The sequence below is a fragment of the Ancylobacter radicis genome, assembly GCF_018449475.1.
Classification (GTDB): Bacteria; Pseudomonadota; Alphaproteobacteria; order Rhizobiales; family Xanthobacteraceae; genus Ancylobacter; species Ancylobacter radicis.
In genome coordinates, this window is the sequence record NZ_JAHCQH010000016.1 from 79046 (window position 1) to 105674 (window position 26629).

Here is a 26629-nt window from a genome sequence, read left to right on the forward strand (position 1 = left end):
GCATCTTTCGGGCCCGGTGCCTAGCCACCCGACGGTCGCGCCGGCCCGCAATCGGACGAGCCGCGTGTGCTTGCCCTATCGAGGTTTCCGATGGCCGCTGCCTCGCCCGTCTCTCGTGCCCTGTCCGACTGCCGCGGCGCCTTCGTCGCGGTGGGGGCGTTCTCGGCGGTCATCAACCTGCTGATGCTGGCGGGCTCGCTCTACATGCTCCAGGTCTATGATCGGGTGTTGAGTTCGCGCAGCGTGCCGACGCTGATCGGCCTGTCGGTGCTGCTGCTCATCGCCTATGCCCTGCAAGGCTTTCTGGATGCGGTGCGGGTAAAGATGCTGGCGCGCATCGGGGCGCGCTTTGACGAGCAGGTCTCGCCCGCGGCCTTCGGCGCGGCGCGGCGTCTCTCGCTGGCCGGCCGGCGCGCCGAGGAGGCGCTCCAGCCCGTGCGCGACCTTGACCAGATCCGCGCCTTCCTCTCCTCGCTCGGACCGACGGCGCTGTTCGACATGCCGTGGATGCCGCTGTTCTTCGCCGGCTGCTTCCTGCTGCATCCCTGGCTCGGCGCGCTGGCGTTGGTCGGCGGGGTGGTCATCGTCGCGCTGACCTGGGCGACCGAGCGGGCCAGCCGCGCGGTGATGAAGGCGCAGATGACCAGCCGCGCCGCGCGCGAGGCTATCGCCGAGGCGAGCCGGCGCAATGCCGAGGCGCTGACCGCCATGGGCATGGGCGGCGCCTTCGCCGGAAAATGGCATGAGGCGAACCGGCGCCATGTGAGCGACTGGCTTGAAGGGGCCGACGTCACCGGGGCCAGCGGCGCCTTCGCCAAGGTGTTCCGCATGGTGCTGCAATCGGCGGTGCTGGGGCTCGGCGCCTATCTCGCCATTCACGACCTAATCTCCGGCGGCGCGATGATCGCCGCCTCCATCATGACCTCGCGCGCCCTTGCCCCGATCGAGATTGCCGTTGGCAACTGGAAGGGCTTCGTCGCCGCCCGGCTCGGCGTGCGCCGTCTGGAACAGGTGCTGTCCTCGCCCGCGCTGGCCGAGCGCAGTCATACGGCGCTGCCCGCGCCCGTCGCCGCGCTGACCGCCGACAATCTGGTCGTGGCCGCACCGGGTCGCTCGGTGCCGATCCTGTCCGGCGTCGGGCTACGGGTGGAGGCGGGGCAGGGGCTCGGCATCATCGGGCCGAGCGCCTCCGGCAAATCGACGCTGGTGCGGGCGCTGGTCGGCGTGTGGCGCCCGCTCAAGGGCGAGGTGCGGCTCGACGGCGCCAGCCTCGACCAATGGGCGCCGGACGCGCTCGGCCGGCACATTGGCTACCTGCCGCAGGATGTCGAGCTGTTCGAGGGAACGGTGGCGGAGAACATCGCTCGTTTCGCACCGGACGCGTCCAGCGCGGCCATCGTTGCGGCGGCGCGGGCGGCCGGCGCGCATGAGCTGATCCTGCGGCTGGAAGAGGGGTATGACACCCGCATCGGCGAAGCCGGCATGGCGCTCTCCGGCGGGCAGCGCCAGCGCATCGGCCTCGCCCGCGCGCTGTATGGCGCGCCCTTTCTCGTCGTGCTGGATGAGCCCAATTCCAATCTCGACCAGGACGGCGACGAGGCGCTGGGCGCGGCGGTGCGCGGGGTGCGGGCGCGCGGCGGCATCGTGATCGTGGTCACCCACCGCCAGACCGCCATCGCTGGCCTCGATCGGCTCGCGCTGATGGCGGAGGGCCGTCTTCAGGCAATCGGCCCGAAGGAGGAGGTGCTGGCGAAACTCGCCCGGCAGGGCGGCCTGCCGGGCATCAAGCGCGCGGTGGCATCATGAAAACTCCTGCTGGGACGCGATCAGATTATGGCCGCGGGCTACGCCGGCTGACGCTCGCGGGCGGGGCAGCGGTGCTGCTGTTCGCCGGCACGGTCGGCGTCTGGGCGGTTGCCTCGACGCTGACCGGCGCGGTGGTCGCCTCCGGCCAGTTCGTCGTCGATGGCAATGTGAAGAAGGTGCAGCACGCCACGGGCGGTGTTGTTGGCGAGCTCCACGTGCGCGAGGGCGACCAGGTTGAGGCGGGCGCGGTGCTGATCCGGCTCGACGACACCATCACCCGTGCCAATCTCGGGATCGTCAGCCAGCAGCTCGACGAGTTCGCCGCGCGGCAGGGCCGGCTGATGGCCGAGCGGGACCGGCTGGCGGTGATCGCGATCGCGCCGGAGCTTGCGGCCCGCAGCGGCGAGCCGGCGATCGTCTCATTGATCGCCACCGAGCACAATCAGTTCGAGGCGCGCCGCGCTGCCCGCGAAGGGCGCAAGGCACAGCTCGCCCGGCGGATCGCGCAGCTGGATGATGAGGTGATCGGCCTGCGGGCGCAGCAGGTGGCGCGCGACCGGCAGGCGGCGCTCATCGCCGAGGAGCTGGAGGGCGTGCGCGACCTCTATGCCAAGAATCTCGTGGCGCTGAGCCGCAAGGCGGCGCTGGAGCGCGAAGCGGCGGAGCTCGACGGCGAGAAGGGCCGTCTCATTGCGGCTGTCGCGCAGACCGAGGGCAAGATCGCTGAGACCCAGCTCCAGATCATCGAGATCGACGATGTGCTGCGCGAGGAAGTGATGAAGGAACTGAGCGAGATTCAGGCGAAGGCGGCCGAACTCGCCGAGCGCCGCATCGCCGCGCAGGACCAGTTGAAACGCGTCGACATAAGAGCGCCGAGCGCCGGCTATGTGCACCAGCTCGCGGTCCATACGGTGGGCGGCGTCATCAGCCCGGCGGAACCCGCCATGCTGATCGTGCCGGCCCGGGAGGCGTTGCAGGTCGAGGCGCGGGTGAACCCGCCGGATATCGACCAGATCGCGCCCGGCCAGCGGGCTGAGGTGCGCATTCATGCCTTCAACCAGCGCACCACGCCGCAGCTTGCCGGCACGGTGGCGCGGGTCTCGCCCGACACCAGCCGCGACCCGCAGACCGGCGCAGTGTTCTACACGATCCGGGTGGCGATCCCGCCCGAGGAGCTGGCGCGGCTGGCGCCGCAGACGGTCAGCGCCGGCATGCAGGCCGAAGTGTTCGTGCGCACGCAGGATCGCACGCCGCTGCAATACATCGCCAAGCCGTTGCAGGATCAGATCGCCCGTGCCTTTCGCGAGCGATAAGCGGGCCTCTCGCTGCCCGGCTCGTCGATTTCTGCGCCGCCTTCGTCGAGTGGCGGCGCGCGCCCCGGTGATGATGACAGCGGCACGTGCATTCTTTTACCGCTCGGCGAGAGCGACGACATGACGACAGGAGGCACAACATGGCCGGCACCATCTATTCCGCGGAACTGCCTGAGTCCGGTCAGCGGCGTGTCGAGGGCTTCAACCCCGCCACCGACAAGCTCGACCTCGGCTCCAACTCCGTCCATGGCTACATCGTCGTCGATACCGCCGAGGGCGTCGCCTTCATGGATCCGTGGAGCGGCAAGCAGACGCTGATCGTCGGCGTCTCGCTCGGCCAGCTCACCGTGAACAGCTTCGTGCCGGTGGAGAATGATCATCTGCGGCAGGATCTCAGCGGCGCGCTGGCCTGGGAGCATGGCATCACCCAGGCGCCGAACACGGTCTATGCGCGCTCGCACGAGGTCGGCCAGATCGACCGCGTAGCCTTCGACGCAGACACGGACGTGGTCGACTTCCGCTATTATGGCACGCGCGAACAGATCTACATGGTGGACGGCGCCGAGGGCGTGGTCATCGGCAACTACACGACCGGCCAGACGCTGATCCTGCTGGGCACCAGCGTGGCCGACCTCTCGGCCGATAACTTCCTGTTCCATGCCGCGCAGGTGCGCGAAGACCGCATTTTCCTCCAGCTCGGCCTCGACTCCGTGCCGGAGTCGCAGGTGATCAGCCGGGCCGACATTCCGACCGTCGGCACCAATATGTGGCCGACGACCGCCGGCCCTGGTACCCCGCCGAGCGGCGTTGCCGGCACCACTTATCTCATCGACTGGGATTACGGTGCCAAGACCGTTCTCGACTTCGACCCGGCGACGGACAAGCTGGACTTCAAATATTTTCGCCCGGCCGAGTTCACCGTCGCGGAGGTGAACGGCTCCACGGTCATCACCATTGTCGGGCAGAACCAGACCTACACGCTCACCGGCGTCTCGCTGGCGGAGCTGGACTACAACAACATCGTCGCGGTGGAGGACGCCACCTACCAGAAATGGCGCGGCCTCATCGAGGCGGCGGATGCCGGTGGCAGCCTGCCGACGCTTCGCGTTGCTGATGCGCAGCTCACCGAGGGCCAGAGCGGCACCAGCGTGATGAGCTTCACCGTCACGCTGTCCCAGGCGGCGGCCGGGGTGGTGAGTGTCGATTACTCCACGCTTAACGGCACGGCACTGGCCGGCTCCGACTATCAGGCGGCTATCGGCCGGCTCACCTTCCAGCCGGGCGAGACCACCAAGACCGTGCAGGTCACCATCAACGGCGACGCCACATTCGAGCTCAACGAGGCGTTCGATCTCGTCCTGTCCTCGCCCTCCGGCGCGACGCTGGCGGATGAGCGGGCGACCGGCACCATCGTCAATGACGACGCGCAGGCGCCCAACGTACTGCCGGCCATCTCCATCGCCGATCTGTCGGTCACCGAGGGGGATGGGGCGCATGTGCATTTCATGTTCCTGGTCACGCTCGACAAGGCGTCCACCAACCCCGTGACGGTGCAATACCGCACGGCGAACGGCACCGCGCTCGCCGGGTCGGATTACGAGGCGACCAGCGGCACGGTCACCTTCGCGCCGGGCGAGACCGCCAAGCAGATCCATGTCGACGTGGTCGGCGACAAGGTGGTTGAGGCTGATGAGCGCTTCACCGTCCAGCTCTCGACCCCGAGCGGCGCGACCATCGCCGATGGCGAAGCGACCGGCACGCTGCTGAACGACGATGCCGCCACGCCAGCCCCCTCCGGCAACAGCCTCGCCTTCGCGGTGAAGGATAATTGGGGCGCGGGCTTCACCGGCGCGATGACGCTGAAGCCCGTCGCGGCGTTGAATGGCTGGACGGTGGAGTTCGACGCCTCGTTCGACATCTCCAATATCTGGAACGCCGAGATCGTCAGTCATGTCGGCGACCGCTACGTCATCCGCAACGCTTCCTGGAACGGCAAGGTAGCGGCCAATGGCGAGGTGAGCTTCGGCTTCCAGGCCTCGCCCGGCGGCACGGCGATCGTCGCCGATGATTTCGTCATCAATGGAACCCCGGCAGGCGGAGGGACGGACCCGGTGCCGGTTCTGCCCACCCTCGCCATCGGCGATGCGAGCGTGGCGGAGGGCAATGACGGCACCTCTTACCTCTCCTTCACCGTCACCCTCTCCAAGGCCGCGACCGGCGCGGTGAGTGTCGCCTATGCCAGCGCCAACGGCACGGCCACCGCCGGGCAGGACTATCAGGCGGTGTCGGGCACGCTGACCTTCGCGGCGGGCGAGACCTCCAAGGTCATCCGCGTGCCGGTGATCGGCGACAAGGTGGTAGAGGCCAATGAGGCGCTGACGATCACTCTCTCCACCCCCTCCGGCGCCACGCTGGCGGATGGCACGGCGACCGGCACCATCACCAATGACGACGTCGCGGCCACCCTGCCGACGCTCGCCATTGGCGACGCCAGCGTCGCGGAGGGCAATGACGGCACGGCCTATCTCTCCTTCACCGTCACTCTCTCCAAGGCCGCGACCAGCGCGGTGAGCGTCGCCTATGCCAGCGCCAACGGTACGGCGACCGCCGGGCAGGATTATCAGGCGGTGTCGGGCACGCTGACCTTCGCGCCGGGCGAGACCTCCAAGGTCATCCGCGTGCCGGTGATCGGCGACAAGGTGGTGGAGGCGAACGAGGCGCTGACCATCACCCTCTCCAAGCCCTCCGGCGCGACGCTGGCCGATGCCAGCGGCACTGGCACCATCACCAATGACGACGTGATGCCGCCGCCCACAGTCTCGGTGGCCGGCACGACCGTGGTGGAAGGCGACGCGGGTACAGGCGGTGGCGCGGCGGATGGCTGGTTCTCGACCTCCGGCAACCAGATCATCGATTCCGCTGGCAATTCGGTGAAGATCGCCGGGGTGAACTGGTTCGGCTTCGAATCCACCAATGCCTCGCCGCATGGCGTCTGGACGCGGTCCTATACGGACATGATGGACCAGATGAAGGATCTCGGCTTCAATACGATCCGCCTGCCCTTCGCCAGCGCCACCCTGCACGCCACCAGCGCCAGCGGCATCGACTACAACCAGAACCCGGATCTCAAGGGCCTGACGCCGTTGCAGATCATGGACAAGATCGTCGCCTATGCCGAGGAGATCGGGATGAAGGTCATTCTCGACCATCACCGCTCCTCCTTCGGCGCCGGCACATCCGAGAACGGACTCTGGTACGACAGCGCCTATACGGAAGCGGCGTGGATCGACGACTGGCAGATGCTGGCGGAACGCTATGCCGACAACACCGCCGTCATCGGCGCCGATCTGCACAATGAGCCCTATAACGGCACCTGGGGCGGCGGCGGGGCAAGGGACTGGGCGGCGGCGGCCGAGCGGGCCGGCAACGCCATCGGCGAGGTCAATCCGAACTGGCTGATCTTCGTCGAGGGCATCGCGGCCTATGAGGGCGACAATTACTGGTGGGGCGGCAACCTTCAGGGCGTGCGCGACCGGCCGATCGAGCTCGATGTGCCGAACAAGCTGGTCTATTCGGCGCATGACTACGGCAACTCGGTCTATGAGCAGCCCTGGTTCAACGATCCGAACTTCGCCGAACAGCTCCCCGAAAAGTTCGACGAGATGTGGGGCTATATCTACCGCGAGAACATCGCGCCGGTGCTGATCGGTGAGTTCGGCACCAAGCTGACCGACCCGAAGGATGCCCCCTGGCTGGAGGCGCTGACCTCCTATATGGCCGGCGATTTCGACAATGACGGCACCATCGACATCCCCGCTGGACAGGAGGGCATCAGCTGGACCTACTGGTCGTGGAATCCCAATTCCACCGACACGGGCGGTATCCTCGCCGATGACTGGCGCACGGTGAACACCAACAAGCTGGCCTATCTCGAACCGATCCAGTTCGATCTCGAGGAGGACGGCGGCAGCGGCGCCGGCGCCTATGCCGTGTTCACCGTGACCCTTTCCGCCGCCGCGACGCAGACGGTGACGGTCAACTACCAGACACTCGCGGGCGATGCGGGTGCGAGCGATTTCACGGCGGCCAGCGGGACGCTGAGCTTCGCGCCGGGGGAAACCACCAAAACCGTGCGGGTCGCCATCACCGGCGACAATCTCGCGGAGGCGGATGAGAGCTTCACGCTGCTGCTCAGCAATGCGCAGGGCGCGGTCATCGGCGTCGCACAGGCGAGCGCCACCATCACGGATGACGATGCGGCGGCCCCAACCCTGCCCATGCTCAGCATCAGCGATGCCACGGCGCTCGAAGGCAGCGCCAGCGCGGCGGGCATGCTCACCTTCACCATCACCCTGTCGGAAGCCGCGACCGGGCCAGTGAGCGTCAAATACGCGACCGCGAACGGCTCGGCGGTGGCCGGCCAGGACTATCAGGCGGCCTCCGGCACCCTGACCTTCGCGGCCGGGGAGACCAGCAAGACGATCAAGGTGGCGGCCATCGGCGACGGCGTGCTGGAGGGCAACGAGACCTTCAACCTCGTTCTCTCCGGCCCCACCGGTGCCACGCTTGCCGATGGCACGGGACGGGGCACCATCGAGAATGACGATGCCGCCCCGCCCGCCGGCGGTGACGCTGTGGCGTTCACCGTCGCCAGCAATTGGGGCACCGGCTTTACCGCCGCGATGACGCTGAAGCCCGAGGCCGCGCTGAACGGCTGGACTGTGGAGTTCGACGCGCCCTTCGACATTTCCAACATCTGGAATGCCCAGATCGTCAGCCATGTCGGCGACCACTATGTGGTGCGCAACGCCGCGTGGAACGGCAAGGTTGCGGCGGATGGCGAGGTGAGCTTCGGCTTTCAGGCCTCGGGCGGCAGCGCCACGGTGGACGATTTCATCGTCAATGGGCGCGCGGTCGGCGGGGAGGAGACGAGTGCCCTGCGCACGGCCTCCGTGCCGCTCAGCAACGACCTGATCGACGCGTCCATCGCGCTTGTCGAAAGCCGTACCGCCGATTTCACCGCCGAGGTGACGCTGCACAATGACGGTACGGCGCTGAATGGCTGGACGCTGGAGATCGACACGCCCTATGAGATCGCGCAGATCCAGGGGGCGGAGATCATCTCGCGCGACGCGGACGGCTATGTCGTCCGCAACCTCGCCGCCACCGCCGCCCTCGACCACGGCGCGGATGTCCGCTTCCAGCTGGTGGGACACGGCACTTTCGACAGCACGCAGTTCGATTTCCTCGTGTAGCAAAGCCAGCCCGCTCAGGCCGAGATGGCCTGAGCGGGCAAAGCCCATCCACGCCTCACGCGGCCGTCTTGATGACGCTGCGTGGAGTCTCAATGTTGCTCGACGATGCGCATGAAGGCTTCCTCGGCGCGGAGTATTTGTTCCCGGCTCACATCGAGATGAGCGACCACCCGCATGCGGGTCTTGCAACACCGAAATCTTGCCCTCGACACCGAACCGTATGCCGCTCTCGCGCGGCTACTGATGGTGCCATTCACGGAGCGTAATTCGGATCAGCGGCGTGGCGACGCGTGCGGCCGATCATCGGGATGAGCTCTGCATCGCTTCGTTCGTGCAAATTCAGCAGCACAGCATAAGGGTCTCCTTCAAGTCCAAGGGTTTGGGCGAAGGCGGGCTCCGTTTTCATGCCGTTGGCGCGCAGGGCGCAGATGGCGGCGCGCAAGTCCCGGCCGCCGAGTTTCAGCAGGCGCTTCTCGATCTCGAAGTGACGCCAGCCCATCTGCTCCCGAACGGGCTGGTTCGCTGCGAAAATCTCGAATGGCCATTCATTGCTTTCAAAGCGGGAGATTATGGCGCGCCCGTTGTGGGTCCATTGGTGCATGGAGAAGGCCCGCTGATGCGAGAAATGTCTCCAGACCACCTGCGCGAAAAGATCCAGGTCGGGTGCATGGCAGAGAATATCGATGTCGCTTCCCGGGACCGATATGCCGAGGGGCAGCGTGCCTGCGACATGCGGATCGAATGCATCGAGCAACCGCAAGGCCTGACTGGCATGAAGCGCATCGAGATAAGTCATTCCAGAAGCGGCTTTCGATGAATGCCGCCTCCCGCGGTGAGGGAGTGCTGATGGCATGCGGCGATCGAGTATGTTGAGAGGGGGGCGGCTGGCGGGGTGGCAGGCTTCCATCGACCTGGGCAGGCACTCCGATCCGGTTCGAAGGCGTTGAGGTCGAGATGCACTCGTATTTGAGCGAGCGCCAGAGCCGCTCGATGAACACGTTGTCGCGCCAGCGCTCGCGACCGTCCATGTCCTCCTAGCGCAACTCAAATCCGGCAACTGGTGAACCCCAATCGCTGGAGCACCGGCAGGCATCACCGGTCCCGCATGGCGTGGGAGAAGGCGTCCGTCAGGGGGCGGGTCAGATAGCTCAGCACACTGCGCTCGCCGGTGCTGAAGATGACTTCCGCCGGCATGCCCGGCCGCAGACGCGCCTTCAGATCGTCGGGAACATCGGTCTGCGGGATCGACACCACGGCCTGGAAATAGGGCTGCTGGGTCGCCTCGTCGATCAACCGGTCCGGTGACACGCTCTGCAGCTGGCCGAGGATCAGCGGCGTGGTGCGCGAATGAAAGGCGGGGAAGCGGATCTCGACGCCGGTCACCCCGTCATGCAGCCGGTCGATATCGGTGGTGGGAACCCGCGCATCGACGATCAGATCCTCCTGCTGCGGCACGATCTCCAGAAGCGTCTCGCCCGGCTTCACCACCGCGCCCCGCGTGCGCACGCTCGCGTTGATGTTCTGGACGATCCCCGCGCGCGGCGCGCGAAGGTCGATGCGCTTGAGCACGTTCTCCGAGACCGCCAGTTTCTCGCGGGTATCGGAAATCTGCCGGCGCGTCTCCACGAGCTGGGCGGTGACTTCCTCTCTTTGCCGCTGCTGCAAATCCTGTATCTGCAGCTTGACCTCGCCGACGGAATTGAAGGCCTTGGCGATCTCCGCCGTGTTCCGGCCGACCAGCCCATCGAGCCGCGATCTTTCGCGTTGAAGCTCGGCGAGGCGCGGTTTCGAGACCAGCCCCTTGCTGCTCAGCGCGCTGATGCCATCCAGTTCGTCGTCGATGTAGAAAAGCTGCTTGTCGAGCGCCTCCCGCTCCCGGTCCAGCCCCTGTATCTCCCGGTCCACCTGCTCCGCGCGGCTGTTGAGGATCGCGATCTTGCCGTCGAGCGAGGCCTTGCGATCGCGGAACTGTGTGAGCTGGTCGTTGAGGACCGCCCTGACCGCCGGATCGTCCGCGCGGTCTTCAAGTTCGGCAGGAAAGGTGATCGTCTCCGCATGCGTCTGTTCCGCCTGCAGGCGCGCCTCGATCGCCAGCAGCGTATCCAGCTGCGTGCGCTGGACCACGTAGGCCGACCGCGAGGTCGTCGGATCGAGGCTGAACAGCAGATCGCCGGCGGCGACGCGGTCACCGTCCTTCACCGCGATTTCCGCGATGATCCCGCCCTCCAGATGCTGGACGACCTGCCGCCGGCTCTCGACCGAGACCACCCCGACGGCCACGACGGCACTGTCGATCTCGGCCATCACCGCCCAGAGGCCGCCGAGCCCAAAGGTCAGCAGGATCACCGCATAGCCGATGAGGGCGATGGGCCGGACATCGCTGCTGATCCGCGGCGGTGGGGCCGGCTCCGCGCCCGTGGCACCGGCCGACACCGACGCGCGCGACGGATCTTGATCGAGCGTGAACGCCATGTCCGACCTCACCCCTCTCCGGCTGCCGCGCTGCCCGCCGACCGGCCGGCTGGCGGGGCCGTAGCCGGTGTCGCCACGAGGCGCGGCGCGCGCAGCTTGGCGAGCACCTCGTCGCGCGGACCGAAGCCGCTCATCACCCCTTCATTGAGGACCAGAACGACATCGCAAAGGCCGAGCATGCTGGCCACATGCGTGATCAGCACGACCGTGCGTCCGGCGCGGGCAAGCTCCTGCACCGCGCGGATCAGCGCCTGCTCGCCGGCGGCATCCAGGCCGGCATTGGGCTCGTCGAGCACCACCAGAGCCGGCAAGTCGTAGAGCGCGCGGGCGAGAGCGATGCGCTGGCGCTGGCCGCCGGACAGCGACGCGCCCGCCTCGCCGATATCCGTGGCGTAGCCGCGTGGCAGCCGCTGGATGAGTTCATGGGTGCCGGCGATCTGCGCTGCCTTCACCACCTTCGCGTCATCGCGCACGCCGAAGCGGCCGATATTGTCGGCGATGCTGCCGTGAAACAGCTCCACATCCTGCGGCAGATAACCGAGACGCGGGCCGAGCTGATCGGGATCCCAGTGCCGCAGATCCGATCCGTCGAGCCGGACCGTTCCCGCCGTCGGTTGCCAGGCGCCGACGATGAGGCGGGCCAGCGACGACTTTCCCGCTGCGCTTGGGCCGATGATGCCGAGCACCTTTCCCGCCGGCAGGGCGAAGCTGATGCCGCGCAGCACCGGAACGTCGGTGCCCGGGGCGTGGGCGAACACGTTCTCCATCTGCAAGGCCCCCTTGGGGTCCGGCAGGCGGATGGCGGGCGCTTCGTCGGGCACCGCGCGCAGCATGTCCTGCACCCGGCGGAAGGCCGAGCGCGCCCCCAGCAGAGCCTTCCAGTTGCCGATCGCCATCTCGATCGGCTGGGTACAGCGGCCGACGATGATGGAGCCGGCAATGATCACGCCGGGCGAAATCTCCCGCTGGATGGCGAGATAGGCGCCGAGGCCGAGGATCAGGCTCTGGGTGAGCAGGCGATTGTAATGCGAGGCCGCCAGCAACAGGCCGCGCCGGTCCATCGCCGTGGCTTGCGAGGCCAGCGCGGTGTCGCGGCGCTGGCCCCATTGCGCCCGCAGATTGCCCAGCATCCCCATGGGCCGGAGCACCTCGGCATTGCGGAAGGTGGTGATCGCCTGATTGGCGGCGGACATGCCGGCGCGGGTGGCCTCATCGAACAGACCACGCGTCCAGCGGTCATTGACGAAGGCGAGGGCACCGGACAGCAGGCAGCTCACCACCGCGATGGCGCCATACCAGGGGCTGAGTGCCGTGGCGACGAGGATGTAGATCGGCACCCAGGGCAGGTCGCACAGGACGATCAGCCCGCTCGACAGATAGTCGCGGACGGTATCGACATCGCGCAGCGCCTGCGTATGGGCGGAGGACGGCCGGCGCAGGCAGGCGCGATGCACCGCGTTGAAGACAGGACCGGCGACCTCGCGGTCGAAGCCGAGACCGGCCCGCACCAGCAGCGACGCGCGCAGCCATTCGAGGATGGCGCTGACCGCGTAGAGAAAGGCGATCAGCAATGTGAGGACGGCCAGCGTCGAGAGGTTCCGGCTCCCCAATACGCGGTCATAGATCTGCATCATGTAGATCGGGCCGGCGAGGCCGAGAACATTGATGAAGAAGCTGAAGACAATGACGGCCGTAAAGCCGCGTCGGGCGGAGCGCAGGGCGGCGGTCAGCGCCGTCTCGTTCTTTTCCGCCGGCCCTGTTTGGCCCCGATGCACGAACACTTAACGCCCTCAGTCTCGCTTTTCACCACCACGCGCGGGTCGACGGCCCCTCTCGCGAAAGGCGGCGCCCTATCCAGCAACCTCAGAAGAACGATTGCACGGGCGTCAGCTTCATCGCCATGTCGTTGTAGTCGAAATCCGAATTGCGCCCGGCGGTCAGGTCTTCAAAGGCGAAGGTGTTCTGGCCGAACATGCGGATGTATTCATAGCCGCCTTCGTTCGCGTCGCCGACCACCAGCAACTCGCCATAAGGCGTCAGCAGAACCGGGGCGTAGTAGCCGTCGGCCCCCTGAACGGTCCAGATCTGGTCGATTGCCGTCTGCCCGCCACGCGCCACCAGGAAGCCGGGATCGAGATTGTCGGACACCGCCGCGCGAAAGGCGTCGTTGTCGCCATAGGCGACGCCGTCAACGCTCAGATTGCCCTGCGTGTCCACGTCGAAACGCACGAAACCGAGCATATTGGTATTCGCGGAGCTGCCGGTGAGTTCCACCTCGATCATGGCGCCGTTGGTGAGGTAGAACAGCGGCTCATCGTAAAAATGCTGGCCCGACGCCATTTCAGCGGCGGCGCTCAGCGTATTGTCGCTCACGGCCGAGAACCGGAAATTCCCGACATTGATGTTGGCGCTGCCATCGGACTGAACGTCGATCGCCACATCGGGCGCCATGTCGATGGCGCCGCTGCCGCTTTGCACCGCAAAGCGCAGTTGCTGGTCCGCACCGAGATAGACGTGCTGGCTGCCGGACATGATCTGCACGTCCGAGTCGTTCAGGATCGTGCCGATATTGCCGAGCGTCGCGTCCGACAAGGTCACGCCCGGGCCGATCGTGCCGTCGCGGGCGACAAGATTGCCGCTGGCGTCGGTCGCGTACAGGATCAGCGTGGAGTCAGCGGGAAGGCTGCTCAGCCCATTCGTCAGCGTCTCGAAGAAGATCCAGTTGCCGGCGACGATGCCCCCGTCGTCCAGCGTCAGGGCAAGCCCGCTGGCGGCGGTGAGCAGGTCGACCTCGGCGACATTGACGGTGAAGGTCAGCGTGCTGGAGGCGGGCGTCAGCGGGTTGGCGAAGACCGTGTCGCTGGCAAGATATTCCGTGAAGTTCGCCGAGTAGGTGCCGTTGCCGAAGGCGTGCGTGCCGGAGATCCACTGTCCGTCAATATCGCCGATGGCCGCCAGCGGCATCAGGGAGGTGCCGGCGAAGGTCAGCCGCGCCAGGTTTCCGGCGCCGATCTTGTTGCTGTACTGGCTGATCCAGGACGACCCGATGGGGTCGTTATTGGAATTGGTCGTCCAGGCGAGGGGATTGTAGCCCGTCCAGCCAAAGGCGAGCTCGCCCGACTGGAGCGTGGCAACCGGCGCGGTGGTCGTGGTCTGCCCGGTCCCGGCGACGAAGCTGCCACTCGACATGTCGCCAACCACGGCCGCGGTCGGCAGCGTGCCATTGCCGTGCATGCTGGCGAAAAGGGTGAGCGCATCCGTGACATTGGTGGTCAGCAGCGAGGCATCGACGGTTGAGGTCGCCGCGTAGAGGAAGTCCACCGCGAAAGTGAGGATGGTGGAAGCACTGCTCGCCTGGGGCGCGACAATCGCCAACCCGTCCACCGCCAGCGACCCGGCCTGTCCGCTATAAGCCGGATTGGAGAACAGCGAATTGACGGTGGTCGCGTAGAGATTGAAGGTCTTGGCGTTCGCCGCCGTCCCATCGGGATCGTCCACATCATGCACGACGATCTGATACCAGCCGACGCCATTGGCGGGGGCGGGGGGATTGGTAATCACGAGCGAGCCGGTGGTCTTCGCAACGCCGCCGGCGCTGACGGAAAAGCTGCCATCGCCGTTCTGGACGATGGTCCAGTCGTCCCACAGGCTGCCGGGATTGCCGGTGCTGGTATTGGCCGCCGCCGAAAGCTCGAGTTCCTGCCAGCCATCCGCGGTCTGGAAGCGCAGCGTGAGGCTCGCCGTCGTGTCGTCCAGCATCACCAGCTGGTTGAAGAAATTCAGCCCGATGCTGATGCCCGACGTCGTGGCCACCGCCGTATCGAAGCCGCCCGATGCATTGATATAGTTGTAGATGGTGGGCGTCACGTAGCCGGTGGGCGTCTCGCTGTCGTCGAAGATGGTCAGGTTGATGTTGGCGACATCGGTCTGGCTGTAGGGGCTGTACAGGCTGATGAGCGGCCCGCCATTGCTATAGGCCGACATCAGATTGTCGGAGTAGTTCGACCCGTAGGAATTGGTGTTGAGGAAGAACAGGTTTGAATAGGGATCGACGTGGTCGGGCACATCCCCGGTCGCGAGATTGCGGCCGAAGGCGTAGGTCGGGTCCCAGTTCGAATTATTGCTGAGATCGATCGCCTGCGTCACGCCCGAATTGAGCGACGTCCCGCTCATGCCGATATAGCCGGCGGAGAGCCCGGTCAGCAGCTGGGTGAGAACCTCGCCCCACTGGTTGTTGGCGCCGGTGTTCATCGCTCCCGGGGCCAGCGCTATGTCGTAGGGCTGCGCGTCGGTCGGATCGGCGTAGATATAGGCCGAGCCCAGCGTCGAATAGATGCTGTTGGCCAGCTGGTCCGGGGTGATCTGGATGTAGCCCTGGATCTGGCTGTAGCCGGTGATCGTGCTGTAGCCCGAAATCTGGCTGTTGGTCGGCGAGAGCCAGAAGGTTCCGACCGTGCTGTCCGCGTTCTGATGCGTCGGATCCCAGGTCAGCTCGTAACTGTAATAGCCCGCATTGTGATAGACCTTGTTGGCGTCGACGGCGCCGTTGAAGAAGCCGGAAAGGAAGACGCCGGTGGTTCCGGATGGCGTCTGCAGGCTGGCGATGTAGCTGTTCCAGTCGCTCGCCTGGAAGGATGTGGACCCGGAACCCGGCACGACGGCCGTGGCGGGGCCGATGGCCATACGGGTATCGCCAGCGAGCGCGCCATCCGTATAGGTGTACAGGACGCCGGAGGCAGTCCCGGAGAGGTCGGTGAAGAAGGTACTGCCCGAGAGGTTGTAGCCACGGGTATCGGTGGCCTGCACCGTTCCGGTGCCGTCCTGATACTCGACCTCGACCTCCATCGGCAGGCCGAAGCTCTCCACCGAGGTCAGGTTGCCGGCATCGCCCGTCTGACCTTCCAGCGAGAATTCGAAGCTGTCATAGCGCACGCCCCAGGTCGCGGCGTTGTCCCAGTTGATATCGGCCTGAGCCTGGATCAGCGTGGTCAGGTCATAGGGCTCGGAGTTGTCCTGGCTCTGGATCAGGAAATAGATCTTGCCGGCGGGCATGGTCGGCAGGTTGATGACATAGCTGCCACTGCTCTGCAGCGCGCCATTATCGACCAGCGTGGTGAAGTTCGCCGCGCCGCTGGTGTCGAAATAGACCGCATAGGCGGACACGCCGTTGCTTGCGCCGCCGGCGGTAAGCGTGGATTGCAGGGTTGCAGTCAGATTGAGCGTCAGCGTCGTCAACGGCTACTCTCCCGGCTCGATCCTGGACCCGTCCCACTTTCGGAAGTCCCGCCAGGAACCCTGAGGCTATCCTAAGGTAATCTAATGTAGAAGCGGCATTGAGTACAAAGACAAGCTTGCGTGACGCTGCACGGCGCTGAAGCGCCCCGGATGCGGCGAGGCCTGCGCCCTCATCAGCCGTTCGACGGTGCAACGGGCGAGGCCGATCGTGCTGCCGCGTGGCCGGGAACGGGCGATATCTTCGCGGCGCCTCACGGCGGGTCATTCTCGATGGGACGAAGCGTCAGGCCAGTCGAAAGGGGTCTGAAACAACAAAACCCGCAGCCGAGGCTGCGGGTTTTGTTGGTATTTTGGTTGCGGGGGCAGGATTTGAACCTGCGGCCTTCAGGTTATGAGCCTGACGAGCTACCGGGCTGCTCCACCCCGCGTCAAAGTGTGGTGGGCTTGTATGCGCCGCAGCACGCAAACGCAACCCCTTTTGTAACAGATTGATATCATTCGGGAATCTCTGTCGCCTCTGCGTCGACTAGGAACGCAAGCCGGACAGGCTCCGCCCCGGAGCAATCGGAGCACAATGCGCATTCGGCGGCGGAACAAGCCGCGAACCGTCGTTCGAAACCGGGAAGACGACGGACACAGTGCGGACACGAAATCGCTCCTCCGCAGGAGCCAAGCGCCTATCCGCGCCTGCCCTTTCCGCCCGGTTTGCGCCCGTTCCCGCCCTTCATAAGGAGACCCGCCGAGAGCATCTTGCTGACCGGGAATGACCGCGGCTGAGTAGCGCGGAAAGGGGCGAAAGCATGAAGGCGCATCTCACCGAGCGCAGCGTGAAAGGGCTTCAGCCGAAGCAGAAGAACATCATCGTCTATGACGAGGAGGTTGTCGGCTTCGGTGTGCGGATCACGAGCGGCGGCACGCGCGCCTTCATCCTGACCTATCGGATCGAAGCGCGGGAGCGCCGCCTTACCATCGGCGCTTGGCCGGATTGGTCGGTCGCCGCCGCTCGGGAAGAGGCTAAGCGCCTCAAGCGCGAAATCGATCAGGGCCGCGATCCGATGGCGGAACGCGACGAGGCCAGGGAGTCGCCCAACGTGCGGCAGCTCATCGACCGTTATCTCGAAGAGCACGCAGCCAAGCTTGCAAAGCGTAACCGCGACGATCAGGCGTCGATGCTGCGCAAACTGGTCGAGCCCGCCTGGGGACCGCGCAAGGCAGCGGAGATCCAGCCGGATGATGTCGATCGGCTGCTGCGTCGGATCGGCGGTGGCACGCCGGGAAAGCGGGGCCGCAAGCCCACGCCGGTGCGGGCGAACCGCGTCGGCGAAATTCTGCGCAAGATGTTCAACCTTGCGATCCGCTGGCGCATCCGCTCCGACAACCCCGCTGCCGGATTTGCCCGGAATGCCGAAGCACCTCGGGACCGCTATCTTTCATCCAATGAAATCGGGCGGCTGTCCGCCGCGCTCGATACCCATCCAAACCGGCGCGCCGCCGATGCGGTCCGCCTGATCCTGCTGACCGGCGCGCGGCGCGGCGAAGTGCTCTGCGCGCGCTGGGATCAATTCGATCTCGAAGCCGCTGTCTGGATCAAACCTGCGGCCACCACTAAGCAGCGCCGCCTGCATCGTGCGCCGATCAGCGCTTCCGCCGCCGCGCTTCCGCCGCCGCGCTTCTGCGCACGATCCGGCTGCGCGTGCCCGAAGATTGCGCATGGGTGTTTCCCGGCGAGGCCGAAGGCAAGCCGCTTCAGGACATCAAGCGGTTCTGGGAAGATGTCCGGGCGAAGGCCGAACTGCCCGCCGTCCGTATCCATGATCTGCGCCACACCTTCGCTTCGCTGCTCGTTTCGGGCGGCATGACGTTGCCCATGATCGGCAAGCTCCTCGGCCATACGCAGGTGCAAACCACGCAGCGCTACGCTCATCTTCTCGACGGCCCCCTTCGCTCGGGCCTCGAACATGTAGACAATATTTTGTGACAAGGTAACGGGTGCAGACCGATACGTCAAATTAAGACCTATACTGTCGTACGGACCTAGATCTATTATTCTTAGATCGCAACATAAACGGCGGAGAGCTCTCTTCCCTGCGCCAAAAAGTAGCTAGTAACATCGCAAGCTTCTATCATGTCATCATTGTAGACATATTCCACCAAACTGTCGGCGATCCACTGGCCGAAACTTTTGCTCGTGCCCCCGGTGCGCGCATCAGGCGCTATGGCCCAAGCCACTCCGCGGTCAGCTCGGCAAGTTCCAAAAGGCGTCTGGTCCCTAAGCACCACTTCGTCGCTTGCCAACATCCCTCGTATGACTGCAAGCGCGACATCTTTGGAAGCCGCATCAACATAAATAACAGCTGCATCGCATCGACTGTAACCTTTCGGGTCGGCCAATACCTTAACACCGCAGGACACGACTTTAGCAGCGACTGCAGCGTAAACAGCGTTAAGTACCCAGACTGCCCGGCTAGGACTAATTGATAAGTAAATCCTTACCAATTTATTCGATTGCTGCGAAGTAGTAGCGATAAAGCCAGGATTTGCTAAGAATGAAAGACTAGATATCGTGATATTAGCAAATATATCATCATCTTCTATCGGCGTACACAAAATACCACCCAAATTTACAACAGAACCGAGTTCAATTGACTTCACTATTGGCAGCCGCAGTATCTTATGACCCAAATTTGACCTTTTAAAAACCGAATCTATGAAACCAAAGTCCACCACAGATCGATATAGATACTGCTCTATCTCAGTTAATCCAAATATCCGTCGACAATAAATCCCTGAGTATGAATATATACGGGCAAGTTCTTTTGATATGCCGATCTTCTTCCAGCCTTCAATTATAAGAATCGCTTCATAAATTTCCTCGGACGTGTCGGTCTCGTTCATGCTGACTAGACCTTTCCTAGGTAGATGGCCTGCATCAGCTCAAACAGAACCTCATCCATTGGATTAAGAAGCTGCTTTAACACTGCTTCGGAACATAAGCGTTCTAGGAAATAGTGTACAATTAGCCAAATTAAATGGACATCGGAGAGCGCCCATTTAACGTTGTTTGCTGAGTTAAAATTTTTGATGATCGCGTGAACAGCAGCTAGGGCGTCAAAAAAATTCGCTTGAGACTTTCCTGTCGACGCATGCCTAGCACAAGCAAAGAACGTTGACCCAATGATGCATGCTAAGTCCCATCCGCATGGAGCTAGGGAATACATCTCCCAATCGACGACTAGCGTGTTTGTGCCCTCGACAAGAAAATTATCGAGTTTTAAATCCCCATGAGATGGATGAAATGGTCCAGTATAGCTACTGAAAGACGCTATATTAATAATAGAGCTGGCTTGTACTTTCGCATACATGTGTCTAAGCGCTGGACTCATGTCGAAAAAAGAGTTAGCAGCAGGGATAGGACCATCAATAAATTTTTTCAGTATCGTTGGCGCTGAACATTTAACATTCTGGGCAGCAATAAAATAGGTTTCTGATAAAGAAACTAGGCGCGAGAGCGCTGATAAACTATCGTGGCGTGCAAGCTCATCAAGGTTAATCGAACCTTTGATATAAGGATAAACAAAAATACCGAGGGAGTGCGATACAAAGCTAGGGGAGAGGAAAAATTGTGATCCGGTAAAATTCAGGATCGCGTCATGCTCAGCCGCAGAGCGCTCTTGTGATATGATCTGCTTAACGAATAAAGAGCCATTGACTACGAATAGTCTATTACGACCGTATTGATTATGTTTGACCGACTTACCGATTATACCGTGCGGCTGCAGAAGCTTCCTCGTCAGAGCTTTTGCACGTCTCGTATTAAGCCTAAATGGCTTGTTTCCGCTATTTAGCAGCCGATCCTCGGGTGACTTGCGATTGTCGTGGTTATCGTCACTGTTGTCCAAGTTGCGGCGACCGGACCCTCAGGTCCCATTGCAGCACGGGCATCCGAAAGCAGTTGATTAAGCTGCTGTATTTCTGGTGACGGCGAACCAGACATAGGTTGGACACTATGTGCATTAAGCGTGACAGCCGCCGTGGAAAGGATGTCTTCTAATGCTTTCTTTTCATCGTCGGTCAACGTGCCGTGAAACGTTTGCAGTTTTGTTTTAAGAGACTCTGCAGTTGGACGGCTCGTAGCCATTTTACCCCCCCCCCCTTTTAATATGCTTTCAACATTCAGGTTAAAAAGACGGCATGAAGTGTTAGCTGTCAAGAGCACCCTTATATAATCTTCATTTCCTTCCAAATCGCCGACACTTTCCTTCGCACGGTCCGTTCATCCGGAGGCGGGAAATCCTCCCGGCCCGCAAACCAGTCCATCATATCCCGCACGAGCTCGCCCTGGCTGACCGGCATGCCATGATCGTGCACGCGCCGGGCGATGGCACCTGCGAAGGCATCCCAATCGTGCTTGGGCGGGGCGCCCGGCCCGGCGATGCGCTTTGCCGGGCTTGACGCCTTCACGCCGCAGTCCGCTGCACCCGCGTCGAACAATCCCCAGGCGCGCTCGCAACGCTCGAATTCCTTGCGCAGAATGATCACGTCCGCCGCAGTGACGGCGACGCCATCAATCGGGCGCGCGATCCATTCCCATTCGGATTTCTGCGAACGGCGGAAGCGCCGAACCAGCGCCGGCTTGCGCGATGCGCCGTCGCGCCGGAACAGCGCCACCACATCCGCGCCGTCGATTTCGACGATCCCCGAGGCAATCTGCTTTTCGGCCGTCTCGACGGTCGGCAGCACAGCGGAGAGCGCGATCTCGCCATCGATCGCCCAGCCCGCGATGTCGAGTGCGGGAACCTGCCAGCGGATCGCGGTGTCGATAACAGTCAGAAAGGAACGGGGCGGCGCTGGCATCTCGAAACACTCGCTATCTGATCATGGTCATCATTTGCTGGTGGTATTCCTTGCGTCGCGGCTGCGTCGATAGAGCGTGACCACGGCTTTGATATCGCCGCGAAGATCGGGCGGCAGGCGCCCGGCCTCGCAGAACAGATCGTCGAGCTTCACTTCAAGGATGGCGGCGACGCGCTCAACGAGATCGTCGCGCGGCGGGTTTTCCTGTTCGCGCTCGACGCGGCTCCAATAGGCGGGCGACACGCCGAGACGCTCGGCGAACTCGTTCAGGCCGAAGCCCTTTTGGTTGCGGTGAAAGCGGACGGTTTGACCGAAGGCCATCAGAGCGTGCTCCCGGTTTCAAAGCGCCGACCGATGAAGCCGCCCTTCGCCAGCCGCACCGACATGAAGGCGGCGGTCACGCTGAAGGCTTCGGCGAGGTCATCGACCAGCAGGCCGAGTGTGCCCTCGCTCGGATCGAGATCGACGAAGGGAACGGAGCGGCCATCGGGCGCAGCGCGCCAGCGGAACGGCAGATCAAGAGCGCTTGCGTGCTTCGGCAGCACGCGCGCGAGCTTGTCGGCCGGAACCAGAAACGCGCCCATGAACTCGTCGGCCCGCCATTCGACCCAATTGATCGGTGCGCCTGGCTTGGCGATGGCGGGTGCCACCGAGGTTCGGAACGTCCTCCGGATATTGCCGCCCATCGCCGCCGGCATGTCGAAGATGGCGTGCGCGAACTCGTGCGCGGCGGTCGACCGGATCACCTCCGGCTGATGGGCCAGCAGGCTGGCGTTGACGCTGATCATCACGGTGTCGGGCAGTTCGGGATCGTTCTCGCAAACGCCGAGCGCCTCGTGGCCGTTCTCGTCGTGGATCGGTCGATCGAGGCCCCAGGACAGGGTGATCGGCTTGCCGTTGACCACAAGGCGCGCCGTCTTTGCGATCAGCGCCGCCACATCGACCGGCCTTGGTTGAATCCCGAACAGGCGGCTGCGGATATCGCTGGCGATGCTCGCGATCTTCTGGGCGCTCAAGCGATGGGGATCGCCCGCAGCCGTGCTTGGATATGCGATGGCCAGAACCATCTCCGCCTCCTTTCATAACCCGATTGGTCAACAGTCAGTTCTTGATATGTTCTTTCTGCTCCGGAGTCGAGTCGATTTTTCGGCGCCAGCGCTTTCGCGTTGTGGATTGGTACGAGGGACCACGCCGCCGCCGACGGTGGACTGAAGCGGCCAAAACACGCTTGCGGTTGTTTATGCCCGTGTTTCCGCCCGTATTCGGCCCGTCTTTGCGCCCGCGCCCTATTGTTTCTGCCCCGTTTGCGCCCGTTTCAACCCTGCCTGACGCCGGCCCGCCGTGGTCCCTTTGCGGTCATCGGAACCGCAAGGACACAAGGAAACGGGCATGGACGATCAAGTTAACGCGCAACGAACGGGAGCCGCTTCTGCCGAACTGATGCAAGGCTGGATGGGGCGGCGCGAGGTCGCCGAAGCGCTCGGAATCTCGACCGCAACCTTGCAACGCTGGCAGACCCGCCGGATCGGCCCGCCTCAAGTCCGGATCGGCCGCCGCGTCTTCTATCGCGCCGATGCCTTCCGCGAATGGATGATCTCCCAGGAACGCGGGCCGGTGGTTTCGAAGCGCACGGGGTCCGCCCGATGATCGCGCCCCTGATGATTGCCGAGCGGCTTGAAGCCCGCGCGCTCGCCGCCAATGCCGTCCGCGCCGCCTTCTATGAGCGCTTCGGCGAACACCCTTCCGCTGAAGATCGCCTGTGGCAGATCGATCCGATCGCCCGGCTGGATTTCGTCGGCGATGTCGAACTCAAGCTCGGCGTGGCCTTCCGCGACGAGGATGTCGAGTTCCTTGAAACCCCGTCCGACCTGATCGAACGCGGCGCCGAGATCCTGATCCGTGGGGGTGTGCGATGAGCAATCCCTTCGAACGGCATGGCATCGGTCATCTGTCCGCCTCGTCCCTTAATCTCTGGGCAGCGGAACCTGCGCTCTGGATCATGGAACGCCTGCTCGGGCGCCGCTCGCCTTCGGGAATTCCCGCCGTGCGCGGCAAGGCGGTCGAGGCCGGCGTCAATATCGGCCTACACGATCCGGCGCTTCCCGTTGAGGTCTGCATCGCGGAAGCGGAAAGCGCCTTCGATCGCGAAACCACGCTCAATCCCGATCCGCGCCGCGACGAGGAACGCAAGAAACTGCCGGGCTATGTGCGCGGCGCGCTGGCCGAACTTCGGCAATATGGCCTGCCCGATGCCGATGGCTATCAGGGCAAGGTCGAAATCCGCCTGGACGATATCGCCGTTCCGGTAATCGGCTTCGTCGATTGGCGCTTCTCGGCCCATGGCCTGATCGTCGATCTCAAGACCACCGAACGATTGCCTTCGGCGATCGGCGCAAGTCACGGGCGCCAGGGCGCGGTCTATGCCACCGCCCATGGCAATTTCGGGATGCGCTTTGCCTACGCCAAGCCCGCACCGGCCAAGGGCGATGGGCGGCAGGTCCAGGTTCTCGAAATGTCGGGCGATGACGTGCGCGCGCACCTCGCGGCACTTCGGCTTATCGCCTTCTCGCTCGGGCGCTTCCTCGCCCTCTCCCATGACGCCCGCGAGCTCGCGGGTCTCATCGTCCCGGACTTCGACAGTTTCTACTGGTCGGACCCATCCGTTCGCGCGGCTGGTCGGGATGTCTTCGGGTTCTGAACCCTCAACCGCTCAAGGCTCAACGCTCAAGGAGACGAACAATGGCACTCAATATCGGCGCTTCCGGCATCATCCGCCCTTACGTCAAATACAACGCCAAATCGGACAAGTGGTTTATCCGCGCGGAGGGGGGCGGCGATCTGGAAATCGCCCGTCCCACCTTCCTGCTTGATCTCGCCAACATCCGCACCGGCTGGCTGCGCTTTCAGGAAGGCCAGGCGCCGGAACGGCTGATCGATCCGGCACTGGATAAGGTCGCGCCCACTCCCGGCGAGGGCTTCAAGCGCGGATTCGTCGTGATGGCCTTCTCGCCGAAGTTCTTCGGCGGCGCCGTCGAAATGGCATCGGCGTCGATCCACGTCTCGAACGCGATCCGCGATGTCTACGCGGTGTTCGAGGAACAGTCCGGGCGCACGGAGAACCGCGGCAAGGTGCCGGTGATCGCCTGCACCGGCGCGGACGCCATGAAGGACAAATACGGCACCAACTATCGCCCGAAGCTCGAGCTGACGAAGTGGGTCGATCGCCCGGCCGAGTTTCCGGACGCCTCGGCTGTCGAAGAGAGCGAGGTCTGGAAAGGCAACGCCGCCGCAGCGTCGAAGCCCGCGCCCGTCGCCCATGTACCGCCGCCCGCCGCGAAGCCCGCGCCGCAGCCGGTTTACGAAACCGACTTCTGACCTTCCGGCGCTCCCGGATCGCCGGGAGCGCCGCCTTTTCTTCCATCCGCCCCGATCCCTTCAACGCGCCGGAGCGCGAATGACGACTCACGCGCCAGAATCCGAGCCCGATCCCACTGCGATGCTCCGCCATGTCGAATTGGTGTTCGGCGGCGGCTTCGACGGTGCGCTCGATGGGCTCGTCGAACTGGCGTGGACCGATCCGGCGACCGGCTCGCTTCGCAACGCGCAGATGTTCGGCACCGATCAGCTCGAAGAACTGGTCGAGCGTGCCGCTGAACTGAACCGCACCGAGCGTTGCAACGTCTATGTCGGCGCCGCGCTCCGCAAACCCGGCACTGCGCTCGCGAAGCGCACGGCTGATTCCGATTTTTATTCCGCGCCCTTCGCCTGGGCCGATATCGATGATGATTGCGTCGAAGCGGCCATCAGGGCGGCGAAGGCGGCGGGCGTACCGGCGACCATGACGGTCGTCACCGGTCGCCATCCCCATATGCGCGCGCAATTCTGGTGGCGGCTTGTGGACGCCGAGCGGGACGGCGCGGCGATCAAGGCGTTGTGCTCCGGCATCGGCCTCGCGCTTGGCGGCGACAGCACTGTTTCGAACCCCGGCCGCGTGCTCCGGCTCGGCGGCTCGATCGCCTGGCCGGCCAAGCCCGGGCGCGTGCGTGAAGCCACCGAAGTTCATATTCCCGAGGATGATCGTCCGCCGGCCTATTGGGCATCTGCGCTCGCGCAAGCCTTCGCCGCGCCCGCTCCTCTCCTACAGGCTGCTCCGGCAGCTTCGGAGCCGTCTGCGCCCTCAGTGGCGCCTTCGACGCCGAAGCCGCTCGAACTGCCTATCGGCAGTCTGTCGGTCGAGGCGACCCTGGCCGCGATCCAGCGCAACGACCACTGGCATCAGAACACCGTGCGGCTCGTCGGCAACTGGGTGGCGCGCGGATTGTCGAACGCCGAGATCCTGGCATTCGCGCCCGCCTTGACCATCGGCAACGGGCCGGACGGGCGAAGCTACACAGTCGACCAGACGTGCCTTCAACTCAACTCGATGATCACGGGCGCGCGGCGCAAGTGGAACCTGCCAAACCCGGTCGTGACGATCGACGACAAGCTTCCGCCGCCTCCGATCGAAATCGAATGGGAGGACGGCGCTAGCGCCGCCATGATCCCGCGCCGCCGCTGGCTGGTCGGCTCCTTTGCGATCCGCGGCCATCTGACCGTGCTCGTGGCGCCGCCCGGTGCGGGCAAATCCACGCTCGGCATCGCGCTGGCGGTGGCCGGCGTCACGGGCCGCGGCGAGATCGTCGGCGAAACCGTTCACGAGACCATCAAGGCGTGGGTCTGGAACAACGAGGACGACCGCAACGAACTGCGTCGTCGCCTGGCTGCGATCATGCAGCAATGGAACGTCGCGCCCGCTGATCTGCGCGGCAAGCTCGGTCTCAACTCCGGCTCGGAGCGCCCACTCGTCATCGCCAAGGCGACCAAGGACGGCGCGGTGGTGCGACTGCCGGATATCGAAGCCATCATCGAGCGGGTGCAGGCCGAAGGCATCGGCCTGCTGATCGTCGATCCCTTCGTCGAGACCCACGAGGTCGACGAAAACAACAACGCCCAGATCAAGGCCGTCGCCGCCATGTGGCGCGAAGTGGCCCGGCGCGGCGATTGCGCGGTCGTCATCGTCCACCACACCGGCAAGCCGCCATCGGCTTCGCCCGATGCGTGGACAGGATCGCTGTCGGCCTCGCGTGGTGCGTCGTCGCTCGGCGGTGTCGCTCGGATCATGCGCACGCTCTTCGCCATGTCGCAGAGCGACGCCGACAAGTTCGCCCTGGATACGGATGAGCGCCGCCTGTGGGTGCGTCTCGATGATGCGAAGGCGAACCTGTCGCTCGCGTCCGGTTCGGCGCGCTGGTTCAAGCGCGTCTCGATCATCATCGCCAATGGCGAGGAAGTCGGCGCGCTGGTGCCCGGCGATCCGAATGAGCGCGCGCCGCAAGTGGATCGCGCCGCCGAAATTGAAAGCGCGCTGTTCGAGGCGATCCGAAGCGCCTGGAGCGCAGGCTCGCCGCTCTCCGAACAACCGCGGGCGAAGGATCGCTATGCGCCAGGGATCGTCGGCAAGGCGCTGCGCGTCGCGTCTGAAACCGTCGCGGATGTGCTGGCTCGCCTGATGGGCGGCGGTGCGATCGAACGGACGCTCTTCGACGCCAAAACCAAAACCTACGGCCTGAGGATCGTCCCTTTGGACGAGCGCGATATGCGCTCCGACCAGCGCCGAAATCATGAACCTGCGGAGGAGTTCGAATGACCGCAACA

At 64.2% G+C, this 26629-nt stretch carries 19 protein-coding genes and 1 tRNA gene; 10 read left to right on the forward strand and 10 right to left on the reverse strand.

The window, feature by feature from the left end:
* Positions 1–90 precede the first annotated feature (90 nt).
* The 3 genes from KIP89_RS11350 (at position 91) to KIP89_RS11360 (ending at position 8374) form a co-directional block, all read left to right on the forward strand.
* A complete protein-coding gene (locus KIP89_RS11350) occupies positions 91–1806 on the forward strand; it encodes a type I secretion system permease/ATPase (protein WP_213755554.1) in 1716 nt (571 codons plus the stop codon).
* The gene (locus tag KIP89_RS11355; RefSeq protein WP_213755555.1) at positions 1803–3119 is read left to right on the forward strand and encodes an HlyD family type I secretion periplasmic adaptor subunit; all 1317 of its coding nucleotides are present in this window, start codon (positions 1803–1805) and stop codon (positions 3117–3119) included. Before KIP89_RS11350 ends, KIP89_RS11355 begins: the two co-directional genes overlap by 4 nt.
* A gap of 140 nt (positions 3120–3259) precedes the next feature.
* Positions 3260–8374: a Calx-beta domain-containing protein gene (locus KIP89_RS11360; RefSeq protein WP_213755556.1), complete on the forward strand. Its 5115-nt coding sequence runs from the start codon at positions 3260–3262 to the stop codon at positions 8372–8374.
* 253 nt (positions 8375–8627) lie between these two features.
* Here the strand turns inward: KIP89_RS11360 and KIP89_RS11365 are convergent, their stop codons facing one another.
* The 5 genes from KIP89_RS11365 to KIP89_RS11385 form a co-directional block, all read right to left on the reverse strand.
* Entirely contained in the window at positions 8628–9170 is a 543-nt protein-coding gene (locus tag KIP89_RS11365) for a DUF4269 domain-containing protein (RefSeq protein WP_213755557.1), read from the reverse strand.
* A gap of 296 nt (positions 9171–9466) precedes the next feature.
* Positions 9467–10846 carry an HlyD family type I secretion periplasmic adaptor subunit gene (locus tag KIP89_RS11370; protein WP_213755558.1) on the reverse strand — a complete coding sequence of 460 codons (1380 nt, stop codon included), beginning with the start codon at positions 10844–10846 and terminating at the stop codon, positions 9467–9469.
* Positions 10847–10854: 8 nt separating this feature from the next.
* Positions 10855–12627 carry a type I secretion system permease/ATPase gene (locus tag KIP89_RS11375; protein WP_369807121.1) on the reverse strand — a complete coding sequence of 591 codons (1773 nt, stop codon included), beginning with the start codon at positions 12625–12627 and terminating at the stop codon, positions 10855–10857.
* A gap of 82 nt (positions 12628–12709) precedes the next feature.
* Positions 12710–16081, reverse strand: a complete 3372-nt coding sequence (locus tag KIP89_RS11380; RefSeq protein ID WP_213755559.1) for a hypothetical protein — start codon at positions 16079–16081, stop codon at positions 12710–12712.
* 351 nt (positions 16082–16432) lie between these two features.
* Positions 16433–16509, reverse strand: a tRNA-Met gene (locus KIP89_RS11385).
* Positions 16510–16881: 372 nt separating this feature from the next.
* Between KIP89_RS11385 and KIP89_RS20135 the strand changes: the two genes are divergently transcribed.
* Entirely contained in the window at positions 16882–17940 is a 1059-nt protein-coding gene (locus KIP89_RS20135; protein WP_369807122.1) for a tyrosine-type recombinase/integrase, read from the forward strand.
* Positions 17835–18059, forward strand: a complete 225-nt coding sequence (locus KIP89_RS11390; protein WP_369807130.1) for a tyrosine-type recombinase/integrase — start codon at positions 17835–17837, stop codon at positions 18057–18059. The genes KIP89_RS20135 and KIP89_RS11390 overlap by 106 nt, the downstream gene beginning before the upstream one ends.
* Before the next feature lie 71 nt (positions 18060–18130).
* Here KIP89_RS11390 and KIP89_RS11395 read toward each other — a convergent pair whose 3' ends face one another.
* The 5 genes from KIP89_RS11395 to KIP89_RS11415 all read right to left on the reverse strand — a co-directional run bounded on the left by KIP89_RS11395 (position 18131) and on the right by KIP89_RS11415 (position 22002).
* Positions 18131–18976, reverse strand: coding sequence for a T3SS effector HopA1 family protein (locus tag KIP89_RS11395; protein WP_213755560.1), 846 nt, complete (start codon positions 18974–18976; stop codon positions 18131–18133).
* 5 nt (positions 18977–18981) lie between these two features.
* Positions 18982–19980 carry a phosphotransferase family protein gene (locus KIP89_RS11400; protein WP_213755561.1) on the reverse strand — a complete coding sequence of 333 codons (999 nt, stop codon included), beginning with the start codon at positions 19978–19980 and terminating at the stop codon, positions 18982–18984.
* Positions 19981–20299: 319 nt separating this feature from the next.
* A complete protein-coding gene (locus tag KIP89_RS11405; protein WP_213755562.1) occupies positions 20300–20935 on the reverse strand; it encodes a hypothetical protein in 636 nt (211 codons plus the stop codon).
* Positions 20936–20965: 30 nt separating this feature from the next.
* Positions 20966–21256 carry a helix-turn-helix domain-containing protein gene (locus tag KIP89_RS11410; protein ID WP_213755563.1) on the reverse strand — a complete coding sequence of 97 codons (291 nt, stop codon included), beginning with the start codon at positions 21254–21256 and terminating at the stop codon, positions 20966–20968.
* A complete protein-coding gene (locus tag KIP89_RS11415; RefSeq protein ID WP_213755564.1) occupies positions 21256–22002 on the reverse strand; it encodes an ImmA/IrrE family metallo-endopeptidase in 747 nt (248 codons plus the stop codon). The genes KIP89_RS11410 and KIP89_RS11415 overlap by 1 nt, the downstream gene beginning before the upstream one ends.
* 322 nt (positions 22003–22324) lie before the next feature.
* Between KIP89_RS11415 and KIP89_RS11420 the strand changes: the two genes are divergently transcribed.
* From KIP89_RS11420 to KIP89_RS11440, 5 genes are all read left to right on the forward strand, one after another.
* Positions 22325–22582 carry a helix-turn-helix transcriptional regulator gene (locus tag KIP89_RS11420; RefSeq protein WP_213755565.1) on the forward strand — a complete coding sequence of 86 codons (258 nt, stop codon included), beginning with the start codon at positions 22325–22327 and terminating at the stop codon, positions 22580–22582.
* Complete coding sequence (locus KIP89_RS11425; protein WP_213755566.1) at positions 22579–22851, forward strand: hypothetical protein; 273 nt, start codon at positions 22579–22581, stop codon at positions 22849–22851. Before KIP89_RS11420 ends, KIP89_RS11425 begins: the two co-directional genes overlap by 4 nt.
* A complete protein-coding gene (locus tag KIP89_RS11430) occupies positions 22848–23633 on the forward strand; it encodes a PD-(D/E)XK nuclease family protein (protein ID WP_213755567.1) in 786 nt (261 codons plus the stop codon). The genes KIP89_RS11425 and KIP89_RS11430 overlap by 4 nt, the downstream gene beginning before the upstream one ends.
* Before the next feature lie 41 nt (positions 23634–23674).
* Positions 23675–24310: a hypothetical protein gene (locus KIP89_RS11435; protein WP_213755568.1), complete on the forward strand. Its 636-nt coding sequence runs from the start codon at positions 23675–23677 to the stop codon at positions 24308–24310.
* Between the two features lie 79 nt (positions 24311–24389).
* A complete protein-coding gene (locus KIP89_RS11440; protein WP_213755569.1) occupies positions 24390–26621 on the forward strand; it encodes a helicase RepA family protein in 2232 nt (743 codons plus the stop codon).
* Positions 26622–26629: the final 8 nt, after the last annotated feature.